Source organism: Kitasatospora sp. NBC_00374, assembly GCF_041434935.1.
Classification (GTDB): Bacteria; Actinomycetota; Actinomycetes; order Streptomycetales; family Streptomycetaceae; genus Kitasatospora.
Genome location: NZ_CP107964.1, coordinates 6,414,218 through 6,436,925, shown reverse-complemented (window position 1 = coordinate 6,436,925; position 22,708 = coordinate 6,414,218). Strand labels below are relative to the sequence as shown.

The following is a 22,708-nucleotide window of genomic DNA, read 5'->3' as shown; positions in this document are numbered from 1 at the left end:
CCGCGGAGACGGCCGAGAGCCGGCGGGCCGCCGTCGGGGTCCCGCCGACCGAGGCCCCGAGCCGGCCGGCCGCGACGGCTGTTCGGCGATCCGGACTATCTGCTGCGGATCGCGGTCGCCGACATCTCGGCGTACGAGCGGTTCATCACCGACGTGCTCTCGGGGCTGCCGGGGATCGCCCAGGTCAAGTCGCACCTGACCATGAAGCAGGTGAAGGCCGACCGGGGGTTCCCGGAGATCCGGCCCTGACCCGGCCGGCCCGGCGGCTCACTCCTCGGAGAGCGGCTGGTAGTGGGAGACCTTGGGCGGGTGCTCCAGGAAGTTCAGCTGCCCCTCGGCCCAGACCGGCCTGATCCGCCACATCGGTCCGGCGTGGGCGAGCAGCGCGGCCTCGTCCCGCCAGCGGGTGATCATCAGGACCCGGTGGTCCTCCTCGCCCACGGCGTTCAGCAGCTCACCACCCAGGCAGCCCTCGGTGCGCACGATCTGCGGCAGGGCCTCCTCTATCAGCCGGGCGCAGAAGTCGTCGGCGTGGTCGGGCGCGACGTGCGCCTCCCAGATTCGGACGATCATCGGGCCTCCTCGGCCTGGCGCCCCCCTCCCCCCAGTATCGGTCAGTACCCGCCGTGCGTCCGGTCGATTTGCCGGGTGCGGCGGCCGGCCGAAGACTCGTTACGTACCGGCCGGCAGGCGGCCGGGCCGGAGCGGTGGAGAGGAAGTCGCGGTCATGGCGGTCTGTGTGGTGTGCAAGAACGACTACTGGCTGGCTTTCGAGATCAAGACGGTGAGCGGGGACACCTACACCTTCGACAGCTTCGAGTGCGCGATGGAGAAGCTCGCCCCGCGCTGCGAGTACTGCGAGGTACGGATCGTCGGCCACGGGGTCGAGGTCTCCGGCAGGTTCTTCTGCTGCGCCAACTGCGCCCGGAGGGACGGCGGCCTCGGCGAGCAGATCCGGGACGCGGTCGGCGCCCACCCCGGGGCCTGAGGCACCCGGCCCCGTCCCGCCCCCGGAAGCCGCGGGCCCGGGGTCAGACCCGGGCGTGCGAGCCGATGTCGGCGGTGAACTCCTCGACCATCGCGGGGGTCACCGTCGGCCGGCACTGGGCGATCGCCGCCAGGTAGTCCTCGGTGGTCGCCCCGGCCGGCCGGCTGCCGATCTCGCCGAGGTCCCGTTCGAAGGCGGCCTGGGCGGCGATCCGGGCGGCGTGCTCGATGTCGGCGGGGGTGAACAGCTCGGTCCGCCTCACCAGTACCTCCAGGTCGACGTCGGTCCTGGTCACCGCGTACCGGGACCAGATGGCGGCCCTGGCCTCGGGGTCGGGGGTGCCGATCGGGATCAGGTAGTCGAAGCGGCCCGGGCGCAGGAAGGCGGAGTCCAGCGAGCGGATCGAGTTGGTCGCGCAGACCAGCAGCCGCTCCTCGCCCTCGCGGAAGCCCGGGATCAGCTTGAGCAGCTCGTTGGTGACCCCGTGCATCCCGCCCACCGCGCCCTCGGCGCGGGTCGGGGCGATCTCCTCCACCTCGTCGATGAAGACCAGCACCCGCTCCAGCCGCGCGATCCGGGCGAACGCGGTCCGCAGGGCGGCTGCGAGGTTGCCCTCGTCCGCCAGCCGGGAGGGCAGCAGTTCGACGAACGGCCAGCCGAGGCGGGAGGCGACGGCCCGGGCGAAGGTGGTCTTGCCGGTGCCCGGCGGGCCGAACAGCGCGATCGCCCGCGGCGGCCGGACCCCGTGCCGGGCGGCCCGCTCCGGCTCGGCCAGCGGGAGCACCACCCGGCGCTCGATCAGGTTCTTCTCCGTCTCCATGCCGGCCACCTTGTCCCACAGGTCGCCCGGGAGCAGCCGCCCGCCGAGCTCCTCCAGCAGGTTGGCGGCCGGCCCGGCCGCGGGCTCGGCCTTCTCGAAGTACGCGACCGCCGGGCGCCGGGTGTAGCCGGCGTTGCGCAGGCCCTCGCCGAGCAGCTCCTCCTCCGGCAGCACGTACGCGATCCGGCGCACCCGCCGGGCGACCAGCCGCCGTTCCAGCTCGCGCAGCAGCGCGCTGGCCAGGCCCCGGCCGCGCCAGAGCGGGGAGATCGCGATCCGCATCACCCAGGCCCGGTCGCCGGCCAGGTGGGCCAGCGCGGTGCCGATCGGGACCCCCTGGCTGACGGCGACCACGGCGGGCTGGCGGGAGGTGAGCGCGGTGATGCACTCCGCCAGCGAGAACACCGACTCCTGGCCCAGCTCGGCCGTGGTGTCGATGAGGTGCACGACCGCCGCCAGGTCGTCCTCCCGGTAGTCGTGAATGAGCCAGTCGTGAACGGAACGGTGCACCGCGGCCGCCTCTCCTCGTACGTTCCCGGAACCGTAGGGCGGGAGGAGCGGCGGCGGTGTACTCCGGTTCGGACAAGCGGGCCGGCCGAACCGTACGATGCGGGACTGGCCGGTCAGGCCGCGGGTGTGAAACCGAAGCGCAGCGACCTGACCCGGTTGTCGAAGCTGGACGGGATCAGCTCGGGCGAACCCACCGAGCGGATGTCCGGGAGGCGGGTGAACAGCTCCTGGTAGAGCACCTTCATCTCCTGGCGGGCCAGGTAGGCGCCGAGGCAGAAGTGCGGGCCCCCGCCGCCGAAGCCCAGGTGCGGGTTGGGCGAGCGGGTGATGTCGAAGGCGTCCGGGTCGGTGAAGACGGCCTCGTCGCGGTTGGCCGAGCCGAAGAACAGCACCACCTTGTCGCCCTTGGCGAGCGGGGTGCCGTTCAGGACGTGGTCGGTGGCGAGGGTGCGGCGGAACTGGATGATCGGGGTGCTGTACCGGACGATCTCCTCCACCGCGCCGCCGATCCGGGCGTCGAAGTCCTCGGCGAGCAGGGCGCGTTGGTCGGGGTGCTCGGTCAGCAGGTGGAGGCCGTGGGCGAGTGCGTTGCGGGTCGTCTCCACCCCGGCCACCAGCAGCAGCGAGAAGAAGGCGCCCAGCTCCCGGGAGCTGAGGTGCTTGCCGTCCACGTCGGCGGTGACCAGGGCCGAGATCAGGTCGTCGGCGGGATGCCGTCGGCGCTCCCGGCCGAGCGCGGCGATCACGGCCTGCATCCGGGCCAGCGCCCGCAGGCCGCGCCCGGGGACGCGGATCCGGCTGCGGGCCACGCCGGTGTTCTCGGAGGCGTGGTTGATCTGCGCGAGGATCTCCCGGCGCTGCCGCTCGGGGATGCCCATCATGGTGCAGATCACCTGGTACGGCAGCTCGGCGGCGACCGCGGTGACGAAGTCCTGCGGCCGGCTCTCGACCACCTCGTCGACGATCCGTCCGGCCACCCGCCGGATGTCCTCCTCGACCCGGGCGATCAGCCGCGGGGTGAACGCCCGGGAGACGATCCGCCGCAGATCGGCGTGGCGGGGGTCGTCCAGGTTGACCATCGAGTCGCCGAACAGGGCGCGTACCCAGCGGGCCGGCTCGGGGGTGGTGACGCCGGGGCCGCTGAGGAACACCTCGGGCGTCCGGCTCGCCGCCACCACGTCGGCGTGCCGGACGAGCGCGTGGAAACGGCGGCCGGTGGCGCGGTCGGTGAAGACCGCCGGACGGTCCAGGGCGCGCAGCTGCGCGAAGGCCGCGGCCCGGTCCGCGTCGGGCAGCCGCCAGAACCCCGGATCCGCCAGGTCGATTCCGGGCTGGATCTCGGCGCGCACCGGTGCAGTCATGAGGGAATTTATGGTGCACCGGCCGCCGCACTGTCAAATTGCACAGGGAATTCGAAAGAATAGCCGTCCATGAATTCCCTGTGCCATTTCCGGATTTCCCCGGCGTCAGTCCTTGGAGAGGTCGATCGGCACGTCCCCGTCCGACTCGGCCGGCTCCTCGGCGTCCGGCTCGACCAACTCGTCCGGCTCGACCGGTGCCAGGTCGCGCCCCAGCAGGGTCGCACCGGCCACCGCACCCGGCATCGCCAGCACCGTCACGAACGGCACCAGGAAGAGCAGCGTCACACCCACCCCGAAGCCCAGCGTCAGCGGCATCCGGCCGCGCAGCAGCCGCAGCCGCTCGCGCTGCGGTATCCCCCGGCGCTGCAGGGCCACCGCCGACAGCTCGGCCGTCAGGTAGTAGCCGGACACGCAGACGCCGAGCACCGGCACCACGGTCTGGCCGACCAGCGGCACGAATCCGGCGGCGAAGAGCAGTACACCGAAGCCGACCACCCGCAGCAGCACCTGGACGCTGTCCCGCGCGGAGACCAGCAGCTCGCGCCAGAGCGACACCTCGGGCGCCGGCGGGGCGCCGCCCTCGCTCTCGTCCACCTTCTCGCACAGCGACTCGTAGAACGGCTGCCCGACCAGCAGGGTGGCCGCGGTGAACGTCACCAGCGACAGCAGCCCGCTGGCCGCCACCACCACCGCCACCACCAGCCCGCGCAGCAGCCCTTGCCACGGCGAGGCCCAGTGGTCGGCGAACGGCGTCGCCCAGTCCGCGAGATCGCCCGACCAGACCACCAGCGCGGTCAGCGCCGCCACGTAGCCGACCAGCGTGATCAGGGCGGGAATCATCCCGAAACCCCACCACCGCCCGTGCCGCACCACCCAGCGCTGCCCCTTGAACAGATAGCCGACCCCCGCCGCAAAATCTCGCATACCCGCAGCCTACGGGGCCCGCGCCGACCCGATCCGGGGCGGGGCCGCGGGAACCGGAGCGGCCTCGTCGGCAGTCTCCTCCGCTGCGCGCCCGAACGGGCGTGCGTATCCGAACCCGACCACGGCTGGGGAGACATGACGGATCGAAAGACGATCGACGACACGGACGGAGAGCCGGCCGGGAACCCGGTGGGACGCCGCGGATTCCTGCGGACGGCCGTCGCGGGGGCGGCCGTCCTGCCGGTGATGGGCGCGCTCGGCGGGACGGCGGAGGCCGCCGAGCCCACGCCGACAGCCAGCCCGACAGCCAGCCCGACAGCCACGCCGCCGACGGGCGACCCGGTCTTCCGCTGGCTCGGCACGTCCGGCTGGCGGATGGAGTCCGGCGGGAAGAACGTCCTCTTCGACCCGTACATCACCCGCTTCGACACCGGCCTGGCGAAGGGCGCGTTCAACCCGAGGACGGAGCTGTCGGTCCGGCCCGACCTGGTGACCGAGCACGCGGGCCGGCCCGACCTGATCCTGGTCAGCCACAGCCACTGGGACCACGTCAGCGACGTGCCGTACCTCGCCACCACCGGCGCCGCGCCGATCGTCGCCACCCAGACCACCTGCCACCTGCTGCAGGCGATGGGCGTGGACCCGGGCCGGCTCGTCGTCGTCAAGGGCGGCGAGGTGCTCGACTTCGGCTACTGCACGGTGGAGGTGGTGGCGAGCCTGCACAGCCGCAACGCCTCGTACCGGTACTTCGCACCCGGCACCCTCACGGCCCCGCCGGCCACCCGGCCGGCCACCATCGCGGACCTGCCGGAGGGCGACACCCTCGCCTTCCAGATCCGCTTCGGGGACGGACCGGCAGCATTCCTGATGGGCGCGAGCGACTTCGTCGAGCGCAACCTGTCCGGGCTGCGGCCCGATGTCGCGATGATCGCCGTACCGAGCAGCAAGGCCACCCACCGGTACGTGCCGCGGCTGCTGCGGGCCCTCGGCAACCCGCGGACGGTGGTTCCGGTCCACTGGGACAACTTCGAGATCCCGCTGGCCGACCCGGCGGTCCAGGATCCGGCCATGGACCTGGCCGGCCTGGTCGCGGAGGTCCGCCACGCGGCGCCCGGCACCCGGATCGTCACTCCCGAGCACCTGGCACCGCTGCGCTTCGGACGGTAGCCGGGGCCGGCCGGGGACCCACGGCCGTCCCGGCCGGCGGAGCGGCACACTGTCCCGGCCCGGAGGCGTACCCGATGATGAGGGGCCGGGTCGGCGAGCGGAGAGCGGTGGTTGGTCGCGGTGGACGTCGAACGGATGCTGGCGGTGGCGGTCGAGGAGGCCAGGACCGGGCTGGCCGAGGGCGGGATCCCGATCGGTGCCGCGCTGTTCGGCGCCGACGGCGAACTGCTCGGACGCGGGCACAACCGCCGTGTCCAGGACGGGGATCCGTCCATGCACGCCGAGACCGCGGCCTTCCGCGCGGCCGGGCGGCTCCGCGGCTACGGACGCACGGTGATGGTCACCACGCTGTCGCCCTGCTGGTACTGCTCGGGCCTGGTACGGCAGTTCGGGATCGGCCGGGTGGTGATCGGCGAGGCGAGCACCTTCGAGGGCGGCCACGCGTGGCTGGCCGAGCACGGGGTCGGCATCACGGTGCTGGACGACCCCGAGTGCGTCCGGCTGATGACCGGATTCATCGCGGCACGGCCGGAGCTGTGGTTCGAGGACATCGGGGAGTGACGGAAGCCCGCCACGGACGACGTGCCCGCCCGAGCGGCGATCGCTCGGGCGGGCACGGTCGGGCAACGGCGGCTGCCGTCAGCCGCGGGCCTCGGTGACGGCGGCGCCGAGCGCCTCCTTGATCCGGGGCCCGAGCCGGGCGAAGCCCAGCTCCTTCATCGCGGCACGCAGCAGCTCGTCCTCGGACCGCTCGACACCGTCACTGTCGATCCAGCGCACCAGCGAGGTCAGCTCGGCGGGCGTGTAGGCGGTGACGGGCCGACCGGCGGTCAGCTCCGGCTTCTTCGGCCGACGGGCCTTCTTCGGCGCCTCGGCGGGCTCCTCGACGGGCTCCTCGGCGACAACGGGCTCAGGCTCGACGGCCGGCTCCACGACGACGGGCTCCTCGACGGCCACGGGCTCGACCTCGGGCTCGGGCTCGGGCTCGACGACCGGCTCGGGCTCCGCCTCGACGGCGACCGGCTCGACCACGGGCTCGGCCTCGACGACGACGGGCTCCTCGACGGCCACGGGCTCGACCTCGGGCTCGACCTCGACCACCGGCTCGGGCTCCGCCTCGACGGCGACCGGCTCGACCACGGGCTCGGCCTCGACGACCGGCTCGGCGACAACGGGCTCCTCGACGGCCACGGGCTCGACGTCGGCCACGGGCTCGACGTCGGGCTCGGCCTCGACGACCGGCTCGGGCTCCGCCTCGACGGCGACCGGCTCGGCGACAACCTCGGCCTCGACCACCGGCTCGACGACGGGCTCCTCGGCGGGGGCCTCCTCGACGACGACCTCGGCCACCGGCTCGGCCTCGGCCTCGACCACCGGCTCCTCGACGGCGACCGGCTCGACGGCAGGCTCGGCCACCGCCTCGACGGCCTCGACCTCCGTCTCCGCCTCGACCGCCGCAGTCGGCTCCTCCCCCCGCGGCCCGGCCGCGAGCGCCTGCCGGGCGGCCTGCTCCTCGGCCTCGACGTCGGCCTCCGCGCCGACCTGGCGGTCGTACGCGGCGAGTGCCGCGTCCCGGTCCGCCTGACGCTCGGCCAGCTCGGTCAGCAGGGTTTCGAGCCCGGCCTCGGCGAGTTCCTCGCGCGCGGCGTGCAAGGCGGGCAGCCGGTAGAGGGTGCCCTCGTCGGCGGCCAGGCGGTCGACCAGGTCGGCGAGTTCGCCCAGGGGCAGGGCCTCCAGGTCGCGCTCCGGCAGGAGGCGGCCCAGCGAGCGGACGGCGGTGCCGAGCGACTCGACGGCCTGCGCGGTCTCGGCGATCAGGGTGCCGCCGACCGGGACGACCGGCCGGGCGGCGGTGTCGTCGTCGGCCAGGGCCACCCAGTCGGTACGGGCCTCGGCGGCGGCCGTCAGGGCGGCGTGCAGGTCGGCGCGGCTGGTGCGACCGCCGACCGTGAGGCTCTTGGCCTGCGAGCGGAGCGTCCAGCGCTGTCCGAGCGAGAGCTTGACGCCCCGCTGCTTGCGCCAGCGGCCGTCCGCGGTGGCGGCGATCAGCGACTCGAGGTCGGCCTCGTACACGTCGGCGCGGAGCGTGCCGGAGGCGCGCTGGACCCGCTGGAAGACGTCGAGCAGCAGGTTGAGCCCGTGCAGGGTCTCCGGGACGTTGAGCCCGGCCTTGGCCGCCAGCCCGGTGACCGCCGCGCCGACGGCGCGGATGTCACCGTTGCGCAGTTCGGCCAGCACCGTGGTGGCGGCGCGGGCGTCCTCGGGGTCGGTGACGTGGTCGGCGGCCTCGATCCAGGGATGGGTCTCGGTGGTCAGGGTGAAGCCGCCCTGTTCGGCGTACCGGCCGAGCTCCTCGCGGGTGCTCCGGCGGCCTTCGCCGTCCGGGGTTTCCGCTGGGGCCGGCACCGTGGCGTCGGCGTCGTTCAGAAAGCGCACTGTCATGGCAGGTCCGGTTCTGGCGGGAGGCTGGCGGGGAAGGTTTCAGCGGTCGGGGCGTCGCGAGCAGCCCGGCTCGGACGGCGCGGAGGCCCAGGATACGGGTGAGCGTTCGAGGCACGCACGCACCGGGGCCCGTACAACTCGCCGCGCCGCCGCGGTATCGCTCTACGCATCACGTCGTATACCGCTCAGCGGCGCTGCGGGGGCAGCAGGTGGGCGAGGTCGTGACGGGTCGACGGGCGGAGGTAGTCGTGCACCGGTGTGCGGTGCCACCAGGCGCCGGTGGCCCGCAGTTCGCTCCAGGAGGTGAAGCGGTAGCGGTACAGGCGTGCCCGGACGAAGGTCGGCGGGGCGGACGGGAAGGGGTTGTGGCGCAGCAGGGCCAGGGTGTCCGGGTCGTTGACCAACAGTCGGGCCACGAACGAGCCGAACCAGGGCCTGGCGTACGAGGGGGTGATGGCGGCGAACCACATCAGCCAGTCGAGCCGCAGGTGGTAGGGGGCGAACTGACGCGGTATCCGGCCGACGGCGCCGGGCTTGCCCTTGAAGCCGTACTCGTGCCAGGTGGTGCGGTCGGTGACGGCGGGGTCGTCGGTGCCCTCGACCACGACCTCGTGGCGCAGCCGTCCGACGGTCCCGAAGGCGCCGTACGCGTTGACCAGGTGGATCCGGTTGAAGGAGCGGTTCATCTGCTGGTGGTGCGAGAGCAGGTTGCGGGCGGGCCAGTAGCTGAGTGCGGCGATCAGGGCGGTGAGGGCGATCACGAGGGCCTGGTACCAGAGCGGTCCGGCGGGGCGGGCGGGCGGGTCCGGGAGCGGGAACGGCAGCCGGTCGGCGTCGACCGCCGAGACGGCGAGGGCGATGGTGAGCCAGTTCAGCCAGGCGAAGTTGCCGGAGAGCACCAGCCAGAGCTGGGTGACGGCGATCAGCGCGGCGGCGGCCGTCGCGGCCGGCTGGGGCAGGAAGAGCCCGAACGGCACCACGAGCTGCACCAGGTGGTTGGCCGCGACCTCGACGCGGTGCAGCGGGCGGGGCAGGTGGTGGAAGAACCAGCTGAGCGGGCCGGGCATCGGCTGGGTCTCGTGGTGGTAGTAGAGGCAGGTGAGGTCGCGCCAGCAGCGGTCGCCGCGCCATTTGATCAGTCCGGCGCCGAACTCGACCCGGAACAGCAGCCACCGCAGCAGCCAGAGCACGAGCACCGGCGGCGCGACCTCGTCGTTGCCGAGGAAGGCGGCCAGGAAGCCGGTCTCCAGCAGCAGGGACTCCCAGCCGAAGGCGTACCAGGTCTGGCCGACGTTGACGATCGACAGGTAGAGCACCCACAGCACACCCCAGAGGGTCATGGCCGCCCAGAGCGGCAGCAGATCGTCAACGCCGGCGAGCAGGGCGGCCGACAGTGCGGCGCCCGTCCGGGCGGCGGCGGCGAAGGCCCGGTCCGAGTAGTGCAGGTGGAACAGGCTGGGTGAGTGCCGGGCCGGGACGCGGGCGGTGAACTCGGGGACCGGCAGCATCCCGCGCTCGCCGATCAGCGCGCGGAACTGGTTGGCGGCCGCGACGAAGGCGGTCAGGTAGACGGCGGCCAGCAGGCGCTGGAAGACCTCCCGGGCGAGCCAGTACTCCGGTGCCGCGAACCACTCCACCCCGTGCGCTCCTCGGTCGCCCCTCGAACGGGCTCCATCCCTACCATCCGGTCGGGGCCGCCCGGGTGGCGGGCACACCTCCGGCGGCCGCCGTTCATCCGGTCGGCCGAGGTGGCGGGCAGGGTGCGGCCCTATCTCCGTGTACCTGCGGCGCCGGATGTGGTCTCATACCCGCACAGACCGCCAACAGGACCAAAATCAGGAGTCACACATGTCATCCTCGGCACCGCGAGCGACGGCGGACGCCACGTCCCCCGGGCCCGCCCCCACCCCGGCCCGGCCCGCCCTCGGCGGGGCGGTCTGGGCGGCCCTGGGCATCGTGTACGTGGTGTGGGGCTCGACCTACCTGGCGATCCGGGTGGCGGTCGAGACGATGCCGCCGTTCCTGTCGGCCAGTGCCCGGTTCTTCGCGGCGGCCCCGCTGCTGGCCCTGCTCCTGCTCTGGCGTCAGGGCCCGGCCGCGCTCCGGGTGACCGGCCGCCAGCTTGGCTCGGCGGTCGTGGTCGGGCTGCTGCTGCTGGTGGGCGGCAACGGGCTGGTCGTCCTGGCGGAGCGTTCGGTGCCGTCCGGGCTGACGGCGCTGCTGGTGGCGAGCGTGCCGCTGTGGGTGGTGCTGCTGAACCTGTCCACGGGCCGGCGCCCGCCGCTGGCCACGCTGGCCGGCGTGCTGCTCGGCCTGGTCGGCCTGGCGGTGCTGACCTCACCGGGCCTGAGCGGGGAGGTCAGGCTCAGCGGCCTGCTCTCGGTGGTGCTGGCCGCGCTGATCTGGGCCTTCGGCTCCTTCCTCGCCGGGAAGCTGGAGATGCCCGCCAACCCGATGGCCGCCAGCGTGTACGAGATGTTCGCCGCCGGTGTCGGGGCCCTGCTGCTCGCCGTGCTCCGCGGTGAACCGCAGCACTTCGAGCTGGCGGCCGTGTCGACCCGCTCCTGGCTCGCCCTGGCGTACCTGTGCAGCTTCGGCTCGCTGATCGCCTTCACCGCGTACGCCTGGCTGCTGCAGCGGGCTCCGCTGTCCCTGGTCGCGACGTACGCGTACGTCAACCCGGTGGTGGCGGTGGTGCTGGGCTGGCTGGTCCTGGCGGAGCCGCTGACCTGGCCGGTGCTGCTCGGCGGCGCGATCGTGGTGAGCGGGGTCTTCCTGGTGGTCCGCGCCGAACGGTAGCCGAACGATGGTGGACGAACGGAATCGGCCGGACGGCCGGGGCGCAGCCGCCGGGCAGGCCCCGGCCGTCCGCGGCTCCGGCGTCCGCGCGGGCCGGGTTCGCCTCCGCCTGACGGGAGTTGGGCCGCCATGTTGAGAAGTCGACCACAACCTCGACCGAGCCTCGGACTCTACGCGGGTCACATCAAATGATCATTCAAGAAGGTAACGACTTGGTCGACATTGTAAGCAGGATGCTTTAATTATTGACGTCACATCGGAGCGCCCGCTTGACTCCCCTTCACTCGCCGCGAGGCTGCGGCGCTGTCAGGGAGGCACCACCCACCATGAACGCAATGACGCGTCGCCTGCTCGTCGGTACGGCCGCTGTGTCGATGACGCTGTCGCTCGCCGCCTGTGGCCTGAACGACCCCTCGTCGTCCGCGCCCAGCAACAAGACCATCGGTCTGCTCCTGCCCGAGCGGGCTTCCTCGACGCGCTACGAGAGCTTCGACAAGCCGCTGATCGAGGCCTCGGTCGCCGGACTGTGCACCAAGTGCACCATCGACTACGCCAACGCCGACGGCGACGAGGGCAACCAGAAGCAGCAGTTCGAGGACATGCTGGCCCGCGGCGTCAAGGTGATCCTGCTCGACGCGGTCAACGCCAAGGCGACGGCACCGTGGGTGGAGGAGGCCAACAAGAAGGGCGCCAAGGTCGTCGCGTACGACCGGCTCGCCGCCGGCAACGTGGCCGCCTACGTCTCCTTCGACAACCGCCGCACGGGCGAGCTCCAGGGCCAGGCCCTGCTGGAGGCGCTCGGGCCCAAGGCCGGCAACGCCCAGGTCGTCATGGTCAACGGCGCCGAGAGCGACCCGAACGCCGCCGACTTCAAGCTCGGCGCCCACAAGACGCTGGACGGCAAGGTCAAGGGCATCGCCTACGAGCAGTCCGGCGAGTGGAAGCCCGAGGTGGCCGCCCAGAAGATGACCGAGGCCATCGGCAAGCTCGGCAAGAACGGCTTCCAGGCCGTCTACTCCGCCAACGACGGCATGGCCGCGTCCATCATCGAGACGCTGAAGAAGGCCGGCATCGACAACGTCCCGGTCGGCGGCCAGGACGCCTCGCTGGACGCCGTGCAGCGGGTGCTCACCGGCGAGCAGGCCTTCACCATCTTCAAGCCCTTCCGCCCGGAGACGGACGCCGCCGCCAACATCGCGGTCTACCTGGTCAAGGGTCTGGACGTGACCTCGATCGCGACCGCCATCACCGACAGCAACGGCGCCCAGATCCCGTCCATGCTGCTCAGCCCGATCGTGGTCACCAAGCCGCGGATCAACGACACCATCATCGCCGGCGGCCTGTACACGGCCGCCCAGATCTGCGACGGGCCGCGCGCCGCGGCCTGCAAGGCCGCGAACATCCAGTAGCGGCCGGGCGGTGCCCGGGGCTCAGCCCCGGGCCCGCTGCGTCGCCACGATGCACGCCAGGACCGCCACCGCGGCCACCGGCGCGGCCTGCGACGGTTCCTCCCCCAGCACCAGCCCAGCCCGGCGCCAGCAGCGGCTGGGCGAGCTGGAGCTGGCTGGCCCTGGGCACGCCTTCGTACCGCACCCGCTCCAGGAGACCACCCTGGCGCTGGTCGGCTCCCCCGCCTGGTCGCACCACCTACGCACGCGGTCCGGCGCCCTGCACGACCGTCGGCAGGCCCTGGCCGGCGCGCTGCACCGGCGGCTGCCCGCGCTGCTCCCCGAGCGGCTGCCGTACGGCGGCTACCACCTGTGGCTGCGGCTGCCGGACGGCCGGGACGAGACCGCGCCCCGCGCCCGGTGCGGCCGCACCCGTCAGCCGTGCACCAGCTCCAGGACGGCGATCCCGGCCAGCACGGTGGCGCTGGCGGCCAGCCGGATCCGGCCGAGGCCCTCGCGCAGGACGAGTGCCCCGATCACGGCCGCGACCACGATGCTGGTCTCGCGCAGGGCCGCCACGGTCGCCAGGTCGCTGCCGGGCTGGGCCTGCGCCCACACCACCAGGCCGTAGGCGGTCAGCGACATCACGCCGCCCGCCAGGCCCTGCCGCCAGCCGACCCGCAGCAGGCCGGGCAGCGCGCGGCCCCGGACGGCGGCGGCGACCACCAGCATGGCGAGGCCCTGGGTGAGGAACATCCAGGCGATGTACCCGGCGGGTGTCCCGGACTGCCGCACGCCGGTGCCGTCGACCACCGTGTAGCCGGCGATCATCACCCCGGTGCCGACCGCGGCGGCCAGGGCGGGCAGGTGGGCGCGGCCGGGCAGCCCGCCCGCGAAGGCCAGGCCGGCCAGCCCGAGCGAGATCACCAGGACGCCGGTGAGCTTGGCGGCGGGCAGCCCCGGGCCGAGGACGGTGGCCGCGAGCAGCGCGACCACCAGCGGTGAGGTGCCGCGCGCGATCGGGTACATCTGGCCGAAGTCGCCCAGCCGGTAGGCCTGGAGAAGGAGCAGCTGGTAGCCGACCTGGAGCGCCGTGGAGGCCGCGATGTACGGCCAGGCGGCCGGGTCGGGTGCGGGGGTGAGGCAGGCCAGCACGGCCCCGCAGCCGAGGAAGGCGGTGTTCATCAGGGCGAAGCCGGCCAGCTTGTCCCGGACACCGTGGGCGAGCGCGTTCCACACCGCGTGCAGCACCGCCGAGCCGAGCACCACCAGGGGCACGACATGGGAGGCCACGCCGCTCCTTCCGTTTCCGTCGGGATCCGGTCCGTGGGACGGCGCGGCCCCGGCGCCGCGAGCGGGGCCGGGGCCGGGCCGCGCGGGTCAGCGAGCCTGGATCGCCCAGAACTCGTCGAAGGACAGCAGGCCGTCCCGGCTGGTGTCCGCGTCGCTGATCAGGGCCTGGGCCTTGGGCACGGTGATGTACGGGTCGCCCATCTCCGCCATGACCTTGGAGTACTCCTCCGGCGAGATGTGCCCGTCGCCGTCGACGTCGAACCGGGCGAAGACCGCCTTGGCCGTCTCGATGTTCATCTGGCCTGTCCTCCACTTGAGTGTCACTGTGACGGCGGTACCCTACCCGGCCGCGACCGGATGTCCGGTACGTCCCCCCTCGGCAGCGGTGGCCGCCCACCCGGTCGCGGGCCACACTGACCGTGTGCCGGAGCTGCCCGAAGTCCAAGCCCTGGCCGAGCGCATGACCGCGGACTGCGCCGGCCGCGCCCTCGCCCGGCTGGACGTCCTGTCGGTGCAGGTGCTGAAGACCTTCGATCCGCCCGCCCACGCGCTGCACGGACAGGCCGTCAGCGGGGTCGGGCGGTACGGCAAGTTCCTCGACCTGGCGACCGCCGACGGCCTGCACCTGGTGCTGCACCTGGCCCGGGCGGGCTGGATCAGGCGCCGCGCGTCCTTCCCGGACCGCCCGCCGGCCCGCCGGCCCGGCCACGGCCCGCTCGCCCTGCGGCTGGTGCTCGACGACGGCTCGGGCTTCGAGGTCACCGAGCAGGGCAGCACCAAGCGGCTGGCCGCGTACGTGGTGACCGACCCGCGGGCGGTGCCGGGGGTGGCCCGGCTCGGGGCGGACCCGCTGGGTGCGGACTTCTCGCGGGCGGCGCTGGCCGACCTCACGTCGGGCGTCCGCAAGCGGCTGAAGACCCTGCTGACCGACCAGACCGTGCTGGCCGGCATCGGCAACGCCTACTCGGACGAGATCCTGCACACGGCCCGGCTGTCCCCGTACACGCTGGCCTCCGCGCTCGACGAGGAGCAGCTGGGGCGGCTGTTCGACGCCGTCCGGCAGGTGCTGTCGACGGCGCTGGAGCGGGCCCGCTCGGTGGCGGCGGCCGACGGGCTGAAGGCCGAGAAGAAGGCGGGGATGGCCGTGCACGGCCGGGCCGGGGAGCGCTGCCCGCGCTGCGGGGACACCGTACGGTCCGTGAATTTCGCCGACTCCTCGCTGCAGTACTGCCCGACCTGCCAGACCGGCGGGCGGACGCTGGCCGACCGGAGACTGTCGCGACTGCTCAAGTAGATGATTGAATCTGCTCGAAAGAGCCATGCATCGCGCAGGAAACGTCACTCCGTGGGGGAGTCAGCAGCCGTGATCCTCATCGTCACACCCAACCCCGCACTCGACCTGAGCTACACCGTCCCCGACTTCCGCCCGCACACCGGCCACCGGGTCACCGAGGTCGCCTCCCAGGCCGGGGGCAAGGGCGTGAACGTCGCCCGGGTGCTGACCGCGCTCGGCCGTGCCACGCTCACCGTGCTGCCGCTGGGCGGCCCGACCGGCGCCGCCGTCCGGGCCGACCTGGACGCCTCGGCCCTTCCGTACCACGCCGTCCCGATCGCGGGCGAGACCCGGCGGACGGTCGCGGTGATCGACCGGACGGACGCCACCCTGCTCAACGAGCCCGGCCCCGAAGTCTCCGGCCCGGAGTGGGCGGCCCTGCGGGCCGAGGTGGCCGCCCGGCTGCCGTCGGCCGGTGTCCTGGTGCTCTCCGGCAGCCTCCCGCGCGGCCTCCCCCGGGACGCCTACGCCGACCTGGTCGCCCTCGCCCGCACCCACGGCGTGCCGACCGTGCTGGACGCCGACGGCCCCGCGCTGACCACCGCCCTCGCCGCCGGGCCGACCGTGGTCAAACCCAACGCCGCCGAACTCCGGGCCGCCACCGGACTGGCCGACGTGCCCGCGGCGGCCGCCGCCCTGCGGGCCGCGGGCGCCGACACGGTGGTCGCCTCGCTCGGCCCCGACGGCCTGTTCGCACTCACCCGGGACGGCGCCTGGCGCTGCGCCCCGCCGACCGCCGTCACCGGCAACCCGACCGGCGCGGGCGACTCGGCGGTGGCCGCGATCGCCGCCGGACTGCTCGGCGGCGCCGGCTGGCCCGCCGTCCTGCCCGACGCCGTGGCGCTCTCCGCGGCCACCGTGCTCGCACCGCGGGCCGGCCGCTTCGACCCGGTCGCCTACCGTCGGTTCCGCGCCGCCACCACGGCCCGCGCCGTCGCCGAACCCACCGGCTGAGCCGGCACACACCGCCCGCCGCCACCGCCGCGCGCCCGCCTGGCAGAGTGGGTCACCTCCGGGCAGCGCGAACGGCGAAGGCGGCGGGACATGATCGGCGACCGGTCCAACGGCGAGGCCGACGCGGTGGTGGTCGGCTCCGGCCCGAACGGCCTCGCCGCCGCCCTCGTCCTGGCCGGCGCGGGACTGCGGGTCGAGGTGCACGAGGCCGCGGACACCGTCGGCGGCGGAGCCCGTACCGCCGAACCGACCCTGCCGGGCTTCCGGCACGACGTCTGCTCGGTGGCGCACCCGATGGCCCTCGCCTCACCGTTCTTCCGGGCCTTCGGGCTCGCCGGGCGGGTCGACCTGCTCCAGCCCGAGATCGCGTACGCCCAGCCGCTGGACGGCGCCCCGGCCGGGCTGGCCTGGCGCGACCTGGAGCGCACCGTCGCCGGCCTCGGCCGGGACGGCGCCGCCTGGCGGGCCGTGTTCGGGCCGCTGGTGGAGCACTGGCAGGGGCTGGTCGGCACCGTCCTGTCCGACCAGCGCCGCCCGCCCGCCGATCCGCTCACCGCCCTGCGGCTGGTGCTGCGGACCGTCGAGTTCGGCACCCCCGCCTGGACCGCCCGGTTCCGCGAGCCGACCGCCCGCGCGCTGCTCGCCGGCGTCGCCGCCCACGCCCTGCGGCCACCGCGCGAACTCGCCCCGGCCGGCGCCGCGCTGCTGCTCGGCACCCTCGCCCACGCCGTCGGCTGGCCGGTCCCGCGCGGCGGCAGCCAGGCCATCACGGACGCCATGGCCGACGAACTCTCCCGGCTCGGCGGCCGGATCGTCACCGGCCACCCCGTCACCTCGCTCGCCGATCTCCCGCTCGCCCGCGCGGCCCTGCTCGACACCTCGCCCACCGGCCTGCTGCGGATCGCCGGCCGGTGCCTGCCCGACCGCTACACCCGCAGGATTCGGGCCTACCGCTACGGCGCGGGCGCCTGCAAGGTCGACTTCGCGCTCGGCGGCCCGGTCCCGTGGCGCGACCCCGACTGCGCCCTGGCCGGCACCCTGCACCTGTCCGGCACCCAGGCCCAGACCCTCGCCGCGGAACGCCAGGTGGCGGCCGGCCGGCACACCGAACGGCCGTACGTGCTGGCCGTCCAGCCCGGCGTGGTCGACCCCACCCGGGCCCCGCGCGGGCAGCACACCCTCTACACCTACGCCCACGTGCCGCACGGCTCCACCGTCGACGCCGCCGAGGCGGTGACCGCCCAGGTCGAACGGTTCGCCCCGGGCTTCCGCGACCTCGTGCTGGCCCGCACCACCCGCACCGCCGCCGACCTGGCCGCCTACAACGCCAACTACGTCGGCGGGGACATCGGCGCGGGCGCCATGAGTCTGCGTCAGACCCTGCTGCGCCCGGTCCCCGCGCTCGACCCGTACGCCACCCCGATGCCCGGCCTCTACCTCTGCTCCGCCGCCACGCCGCCCGGCCCCGGCGTGCACGGCATGTCCGGTCTGCACGCGGCCGGGCGCGCCCTGCGCCAGGTGTTCGGCGTCCGCACCGACCCGCTGGAGTTCGTCCGCCGGGCCGGGTGAGCACCGGCGAGGCCGACGGGCAACGGCCCAGGTCCACGACGTACGCCGGTTTGCCGACCGCACGGCCGTTCGGGCACAGTGGCCGCCGTGATGGAACGCGAGGGACACCGCTGGGGCGGAAAGGCAGTCGTCCTGGGCTGCCTGACACCGATTCTGCTCGCGTTCACGGCGGTGGCGGTGGTGGCCGGCGGTCTGCTGGAGTCGGCTCCCGGCCAGGGCAAGGACCCGACCGCCTGTTCCTCCTCGTTCCGGGAGATCGACCAGACCAGCGGCTACTTCGGCCTCACCCTGCCGGCGGACGCCACCGCGCTGCGCCACGACACGGTGTCCCGGCCGCTGTTCGGCGACCACGATCTGATGGCCACGTTCACCACCACTCCGGAGGGGCTGCGGGAGTTCCTGGACACCGGCGCTCTGCCGGCCCCCGCGCCCGCACCCGGCTCCGACCCGGTCACCGGCTGTGGGGCGCGGACCGGCGGCGCCTTCGCGCAGGCCGTCCGCGACGGCCGCGGACAGCGCGTCACCGTCCAGGTGTACACCGAGGAGCCGTCCCACCCGCGCGTCGTGCTCCGCGCCTCGGACGGCTGACCGCGGGCCCCGCGTCAGCCGGTCCCCCGGCCGCCGCACCGCTCAGAGGTCGATCACGGCCCGGGCGAGCAGTTCGTCCGAACAGTCCGCGGGATCCCCGCCGCCCAGCAGCTCGGCCAGGTACGGGTCACGGTAGGCGGTGGCCAGCGGGAGCCAGGCCCGGAAGCCGCCGTAGCCGCCGCAGGTGGCCTCGCCCCCGTCGCCGCCGAGCACCACGCCGGGATCCGAGGTCAGCTCGGCCTGGTAGGGATCCCGGCCGATCCGCAGGCCGAAGGCGTTCGCCGCCTGCTGCGGGCCGTCGGGGGTGCTGAACGGGTCCGCCGTCGCCGGATGCGTGTCGCCCCACCGGAACAGGCTCCGGGCGCCCGCGCCGCAGGCGTACTCCCACTCGTCGGGGGTGGGCAGCCGCCGACCGGGCGCGACCGGGAGCTCCAGCGCGTCCACGCTCATCAGGAAGGACGGCAGCTCCACCGCCCGCCACGGGCTCAGCACACCCGCGAGGTACCCGCCGAGATCGGCGGACGGCTCGACGTACTCGCCGCTCCGCGCGTAGGCCGCCGCGAGAGCGGCGGCCGGGCGGAAGCCGGCCGGGTCGAACCCCAGCTCGGCCGCACCGCCCGGAACCAGCGCGAACTCCTGCCCGCACACCCGGAACAGCGCCCGCGCGGGGCCGTCGGCCCGGCACTCGACCGTCCAGTCCTGCGCTCCGACCTGATCGGCGACCCTCCGGGCGAACCCGCGGGCCTGTTCGGCCGTCAGGGCCCGCCAGCGGTCCAGGGTCATGGTGGTGTCGGTCATGCGCGGCAGTCTGGCAGTCCGCACCGACAAGGGCGCCGCCTAGCATCGGCGGTATGAAGATCAGTTACGAGTGGCGCGGCACGATCGACAACGAGGCCCTCGACCACCTGCACGCGGAGGGCTTCGGCCACCCCGGCCAGGACGTCGACCGGCAGGCCCGGCTGGAACGGCACAGCCTCGGCTGGGTCTGTGCCCGGCTCGCGGGCCGGCTGGTCGGCTTCGTCAACGTCGCGTGGGACGGCGGGGCACACGCGTTCGTGCTGGACACCGTGGTCGCGGGGGACCTCCGGCATGCGGGGGTCGGCCGGGAGCTGGTCGCGGCGGCCGCCCGCGGCGCCCGCGAGGCCGGCTGCGACTGGCTGCACGTCGACTTCGAGGAGCACCTTCGGCCGTTCTACCTCGACGCCTGCGGATTCGCGCCGACGGACGCGGGACTGCTCCGCCTCGGCGGCGGGCCGGCCGGCTCCTGACCAGGGCGGCCGCCTCGGGGTAGCCTGGCGGGCCGGTGGCCCGGGCGGGCCGCGGACGGAAGGTGGCGACGGTGGCGGGTGGCGAGGCGAAGCGGCTGGTGGCAGCCGTGGACATCGGCGGGACGAAGATCGCGGCCGCGCTGGTGCGCGAGGACGGCACCCTGACCGCCCGTACCCAGCGGCCGACCCCGGCCGGCGCCGGGGCCCCGGTGGTGCTCGACACCGTGCTCGCCCTGGTCGAGGAGCTCGCGGCCGGCCCCGGCTGGGCCGCGGTGGAGGCCGTCGGAATCGGCAGCGCCGGCCCGGTCGACGCCTCGGCGGGGACGGTCAGCCCGGTCAACATCCCGGCCTGGCGCGGATTTCCGCTCGTGGAATCGGTCGGCGCGCACCCGGCGGTCCGGGCCACCGGCGGGCCGGTCACGCTGATCGGCGACGGGGTGGCGATCGCCGAGGCCGAGTACTGGCAGGGCGCCGCCGCCGGGTGCCGCAGCGCCCTGTGCATGGTGGTCTCGACGGGTGTCGGCGGCGGCCTGATCCTCGACGGCCGGGTGCACGCGGGCCTCACGGGCAACGCCGGGCACATCGGCCACATCAGCGTCGACCTGAACGGCGAGCCCTGTCCCTGTGGCGGCGTGGGCTGCGTGGAGGGCCTGGCCAGCGGCACGGCCATCGCCCGGTACGCGCTGGCGCACGGCTGGCGTGCGCCCGGTCCGGACACCTCGGCGGCGGCGGTGGCCGAGGCCGCACGGGCCGGCGACGGGATCGCGCTCGCCGCCTTCGACCGGGCCGCCCGGGCGCTCGCGGCCGGGATCGCCGCGACGGCCACCCTGGTCGAGATCGAGGCCGTGGTGATCGGGGGCGGCGTGGCCCAGTCCGGCCCCGTCCTGTTCGATCCGCTCGCCCGCCACCTCGACACCTTCGCCGCCCTGCCGTTCGTCCGCGGCATCCGGGTGGAGCGGGCCCGGCTCGGCACGGACGCCGGCCTGGTCGGCGCAGCGGCGGCCGCCCTGCGGGCCTGACGCTCCGCCACGTACCCGGCGGCCCCCGAGCTGCCGGCCCCATCACCAGCGACCCGGGGCGGTGTCACGGCGCCCGCCGCGTCCCCGGTCCCCGGGCTCCCGCGCCGACCGCCTCGGGACGCTCGTGCGGCGGGAGGCCCTCCGACAGTTCCTCCACGATCAGGCGCTTGGCGATGGTGTCCACCGCCGCCCGGAGCTCGGCGCTGCGCGGTCGGCCGCGGTCCTTCTCCAGCTCCTGGTTGAGCCAGTCGGCCCAGGCGTGGTTGAGCGCGTCGGCCTCGCGCCGGCCGGTGTCGGTGTGGCTGAGGAAGGTGCCCTCGCGAGTCAGATAGCCACCCTCGACCATGCGCTCGAAGGCCGGTTCCAGCACCTCCGGGGGGAGCTTGCGGCGGGCCGCGATCAGGTTGAGGTTGGCGTGGCCCATCGTCCGGGTGAACAGTTCGACCTGCATCACCGCCCAGGCGCCCGCGATGTCGAGGTGCGAGTCGGAGCCGCGGACGATCTGCCGGGCGGTGTCCAGGTCGGTGCGGCGCAGGATGCCGGCGACGGACAGCTCCAGCAGCCGGGCCGAGTCGCCGGAGCCCGGCGAGGCGAAGCCCTCCCCCATGTCGGTGGAGCCGGCCCGGGCCGAGTCCCGCAGCTTGACCTGCTTCAGGAAGAGCGCCACCACGAAGCCGAGCAGGGCGACCGGCACCGTCCACAGGAACACGGTGTGCAGTGTCCGGGCGTACGCGTCGACGATCGGCGCCGCCTGCTCGGCGGGCAGTCCGTGCAGGCCCTCCGGGCTCTGGGCCGCCTTGGCCAGCTCCGCCGGGTCGCCGCCGGCCCTGGCGGCCGCGGCCACCCCCGCGGCCAGATTGGTCGCGAGGGCGTTGGCGTAGATGGTGCCGAACACCGCGGTGCCGAAGGAGCTGCCGAGGGTGCGGAAGAAGGTGACGCCGGAGGTGGCGGTGCCGAGGTCCGCGTAGTCGACGGTGTTCTGCACGGCGATGGTCAGCACCTGCATGGACAGGCCGATCCCGGTGCCGAGCACGAACATGTAGAGCGAGTCGAGCCAGGCCCCGCTCTGCGCGTCCATCCGCGACAGCAGGTACAGGCCGACCGCCATCACCAGCGAGCCGACGATCGGGAAGATCCGGTACCGGCCGGTCCTGGACACCACGTTCCCGCTGAACACCGAGGCGATCAGCAGGCCGAGCACCATCGGCAGGGTCCGCACACCCGAGACCGTGGCGGAGTCCCCGTCCACGTACTGCAGGAAGGTGGGCAGGAAGGTCATCGCGCCGAGCATGGCGAAGCCGACGACGAAGCTGAGCACCGAACAGACCGTGAAGACCGGGTTGCGGAACAGCCGCATCGGCAGCATCGGCTCGGCGGCCCGGGTCTCCACCAGGCAGAACGCCGCGAGCGCCAGCACGCCGAGGACGAACAGGCCGATGATCGTCGCCGAGCCCCAGGCGTACTCGTTGCCGCCCCAGCTGGTCCCGAGGATCAGGGCGCTGGCGCCGACGGCGACCAGGGCGATGCCGAGGTAGTCGATGACCGGCCGGGAGGCGGAACGGACCGACGGGATGTTCCGGGCCGCGGCGATCACCACCAGGATGGCGATCGGGACATTGACGTAGAAGGCCCAACGCCAGGTCAGGTGGTCGGTGAACAGGCCGCCGAGGAGCGGGCCGATCACGGTGGCCACGCCGAAGACCGCGCCGATCGCCCCCTGGTACTTGCCGCGCTCGCGCAGCGGGATGACGTCCGCGATCAGCGCCATCGAGGTGACCATCAGACCACCGGCCCCGACGCCCTGCATGGCCCGCCAGCCGATCAGCAGCGACATGTTGGTGGCCAGACCGCAGAAGAACGAACCGGTGATGAAGACGATCGCCGAGACCTGGAAGACCAGCTTGCGCCCGAACAGGTCACCGAACTTGCCGACCAGGGCCGTGGTGACGGTCTCCGCGAGCAGGTAGGAGGTCACCACCCAGGACATGTGCTCGGCCCCGCCGAGGTCGGCCACGATGGTGGGCAGCGCGGTGCCGACGATCGTCTGGTCCAGGGCGGCCAGCAGCATGCCGAGCATGACGGTGCCGAAGACGATGTTGCGCTGCCGCCGGTCGAGGACGGGCGGCGCCGCCCCCGGCGCCGCGGGGGCGCTCTCGCTGGTGGTGGTCACGCTCGCATCCTCACACCGGCGCCAGGCCCCCGCCCGCGCTGACGTCCGCCGAGGTGACGCCCCGTCGGACGGCATTCCGGCCGGCCGCCACCGGCCCCGCTGCCGGGGACGACGG

General features: G+C 74.1%; 22 protein-coding genes. 12 read left to right on the top strand and 10 right to left on the bottom strand.

Annotated features, from left to right (window positions below; genetic code table 11):
* Positions 1–78 precede the first annotated feature (78 nt).
* Complete coding sequence (locus tag OG871_RS28660; protein WP_371503456.1) at positions 79–249, top strand: Lrp/AsnC ligand binding domain-containing protein; 171 nt, start codon at positions 79–81, stop codon at positions 247–249.
* An 18-nt stretch (positions 250–267) separates the two neighbouring features.
* Here OG871_RS28660 and OG871_RS28655 read toward each other — a convergent pair whose 3' ends face one another.
* Entirely contained in the window at positions 268–573 is a 306-nt protein-coding gene (locus tag OG871_RS28655) for an antibiotic biosynthesis monooxygenase (protein WP_371500657.1), read from the bottom strand.
* Between the two features lie 154 nt (positions 574–727).
* On the opposite strand from OG871_RS28655, the gene OG871_RS28650 reads away from it, so the two are divergent.
* Entirely contained in the window at positions 728–988 is a 261-nt protein-coding gene (locus OG871_RS28650) for a Prokaryotic metallothionein (protein ID WP_371500655.1), read from the top strand.
* Between the two features lie 43 nt (positions 989–1,031).
* On the opposite strand, the gene OG871_RS28645 is transcribed toward OG871_RS28650, so the two are convergent.
* The 3 genes from OG871_RS28645 to OG871_RS28635 form a co-directional block, all read right to left on the bottom strand.
* Positions 1,032–2,318, bottom strand: a complete 1,287-nt coding sequence (locus OG871_RS28645) for an ATP-binding protein (RefSeq protein WP_371500653.1) — start codon at positions 2,316–2,318, stop codon at positions 1,032–1,034.
* Between the two features lie 113 nt (positions 2,319–2,431).
* Entirely contained in the window at positions 2,432–3,679 is a 1,248-nt protein-coding gene (locus tag OG871_RS28640) for a cytochrome P450 (protein WP_371500652.1), read from the bottom strand.
* Positions 3,680–3,784: 105 nt separating this feature from the next.
* Entirely contained in the window at positions 3,785–4,603 is an 819-nt protein-coding gene (locus tag OG871_RS28635) for an EI24 domain-containing protein (protein ID WP_371500650.1), read from the bottom strand.
* 135 nt (positions 4,604–4,738) lie between these two features.
* Here OG871_RS28635 and OG871_RS28630 point away from each other — a divergent pair, with 135 nt between their 5' ends.
* Complete coding sequence (locus tag OG871_RS28630) at positions 4,739–5,770, top strand: MBL fold metallo-hydrolase (RefSeq protein WP_371500648.1); 1,032 nt, start codon at positions 4,739–4,741, stop codon at positions 5,768–5,770.
* A gap of 135 nt (positions 5,771–5,905) precedes the next feature.
* Complete coding sequence (locus tag OG871_RS28625; RefSeq protein WP_371503455.1) at positions 5,906–6,331, top strand: nucleoside deaminase; 426 nt, start codon at positions 5,906–5,908, stop codon at positions 6,329–6,331.
* A 78-nt stretch (positions 6,332–6,409) separates the two neighbouring features.
* On the opposite strand, the gene OG871_RS28620 is transcribed toward OG871_RS28625, so the two are convergent.
* Positions 6,410–8,212, bottom strand: a complete 1,803-nt coding sequence (locus OG871_RS28620) for a hypothetical protein (protein WP_371500646.1) — start codon at positions 8,210–8,212, stop codon at positions 6,410–6,412.
* A gap of 185 nt (positions 8,213–8,397) precedes the next feature.
* Positions 8,398–9,849 (bottom strand): lipase maturation factor family protein, encoded by a 1,452-nt coding sequence (locus OG871_RS28615; RefSeq protein ID WP_371500644.1) that lies wholly within the window; start codon positions 9,847–9,849, stop codon positions 8,398–8,400.
* Between the two features lie 211 nt (positions 9,850–10,060).
* Between OG871_RS28615 and OG871_RS28610 the strand changes: the two genes are divergently transcribed.
* Together OG871_RS28610 and OG871_RS28605 are read left to right on the top strand one after the other, a co-directional pair.
* The gene (locus OG871_RS28610) at positions 10,061–11,011 is read left to right on the top strand and encodes an EamA family transporter (protein WP_371500643.1); all 951 of its coding nucleotides are present in this window, start codon (positions 10,061–10,063) and stop codon (positions 11,009–11,011) included.
* Positions 11,012–11,337: 326 nt separating this feature from the next.
* Positions 11,338–12,420, top strand: a complete 1,083-nt coding sequence (locus OG871_RS28605) for a sugar ABC transporter substrate-binding protein (RefSeq protein WP_371500641.1) — start codon at positions 11,338–11,340, stop codon at positions 12,418–12,420.
* Positions 12,421–12,834: 414 nt separating this feature from the next.
* Here the strand turns inward: OG871_RS28605 and OG871_RS28600 are convergent, their stop codons facing one another.
* Together OG871_RS28600 and OG871_RS28595 are read right to left on the bottom strand one after the other, a co-directional pair.
* Positions 12,835–13,692 carry an EamA family transporter gene (locus tag OG871_RS28600; protein ID WP_371500639.1) on the bottom strand — a complete coding sequence of 286 codons (858 nt, stop codon included), beginning with the start codon at positions 13,690–13,692 and terminating at the stop codon, positions 12,835–12,837.
* Positions 13,693–13,779: 87 nt separating this feature from the next.
* Positions 13,780–13,989 (bottom strand): EF-hand domain-containing protein, encoded by a 210-nt coding sequence (locus OG871_RS28595; RefSeq protein ID WP_371500637.1) that lies wholly within the window; start codon positions 13,987–13,989, stop codon positions 13,780–13,782.
* Positions 13,990–14,113: 124 nt separating this feature from the next.
* Here OG871_RS28595 and OG871_RS28590 point away from each other — a divergent pair, with 124 nt between their 5' ends.
* The 4 genes from OG871_RS28590 to OG871_RS28575 all read left to right on the top strand — a co-directional run bounded on the left by OG871_RS28590 (position 14,114) and on the right by OG871_RS28575 (position 18,136).
* The gene (locus OG871_RS28590; protein ID WP_371500635.1) at positions 14,114–14,986 is read left to right on the top strand and encodes an Fpg/Nei family DNA glycosylase; all 873 of its coding nucleotides are present in this window, start codon (positions 14,114–14,116) and stop codon (positions 14,984–14,986) included.
* Between the two features lie 69 nt (positions 14,987–15,055).
* Positions 15,056–15,979: a 1-phosphofructokinase family hexose kinase gene (locus tag OG871_RS28585; protein ID WP_371500633.1), complete on the top strand. Its 924-nt coding sequence runs from the start codon at positions 15,056–15,058 to the stop codon at positions 15,977–15,979.
* A gap of 90 nt (positions 15,980–16,069) precedes the next feature.
* Complete coding sequence (locus OG871_RS28580) at positions 16,070–17,548, top strand: phytoene desaturase family protein (protein WP_371500631.1); 1,479 nt, start codon at positions 16,070–16,072, stop codon at positions 17,546–17,548.
* An 87-nt stretch (positions 17,549–17,635) separates the two neighbouring features.
* Complete coding sequence (locus tag OG871_RS28575) at positions 17,636–18,136, top strand: hypothetical protein (RefSeq protein ID WP_371500629.1); 501 nt, start codon at positions 17,636–17,638, stop codon at positions 18,134–18,136.
* A 42-nt stretch (positions 18,137–18,178) separates the two neighbouring features.
* Here the strand turns inward: OG871_RS28575 and OG871_RS28570 are convergent, their stop codons facing one another.
* The gene (locus OG871_RS28570) at positions 18,179–18,934 is read right to left on the bottom strand and encodes an SUMF1/EgtB/PvdO family nonheme iron enzyme (RefSeq protein WP_371500627.1); all 756 of its coding nucleotides are present in this window, start codon (positions 18,932–18,934) and stop codon (positions 18,179–18,181) included.
* 53 nt (positions 18,935–18,987) lie between these two features.
* Between OG871_RS28570 and OG871_RS28565 the strand changes: the two genes are divergently transcribed.
* A complete protein-coding gene (locus OG871_RS28565; protein WP_371500626.1) occupies positions 18,988–19,404 on the top strand; it encodes a GNAT family N-acetyltransferase in 417 nt (138 codons plus the stop codon).
* A 71-nt stretch (positions 19,405–19,475) separates the two neighbouring features.
* A complete protein-coding gene (locus OG871_RS28560) occupies positions 19,476–20,423 on the top strand; it encodes an ROK family protein (protein ID WP_371500624.1) in 948 nt (315 codons plus the stop codon).
* A gap of 64 nt (positions 20,424–20,487) precedes the next feature.
* On the opposite strand, the gene OG871_RS28555 is transcribed toward OG871_RS28560, so the two are convergent.
* Positions 20,488–22,593: an MDR family MFS transporter gene (locus tag OG871_RS28555; protein WP_371500622.1), complete on the bottom strand. Its 2,106-nt coding sequence runs from the start codon at positions 22,591–22,593 to the stop codon at positions 20,488–20,490.
* Between the last annotated feature and the right edge of the window lie 115 nt (positions 22,594–22,708).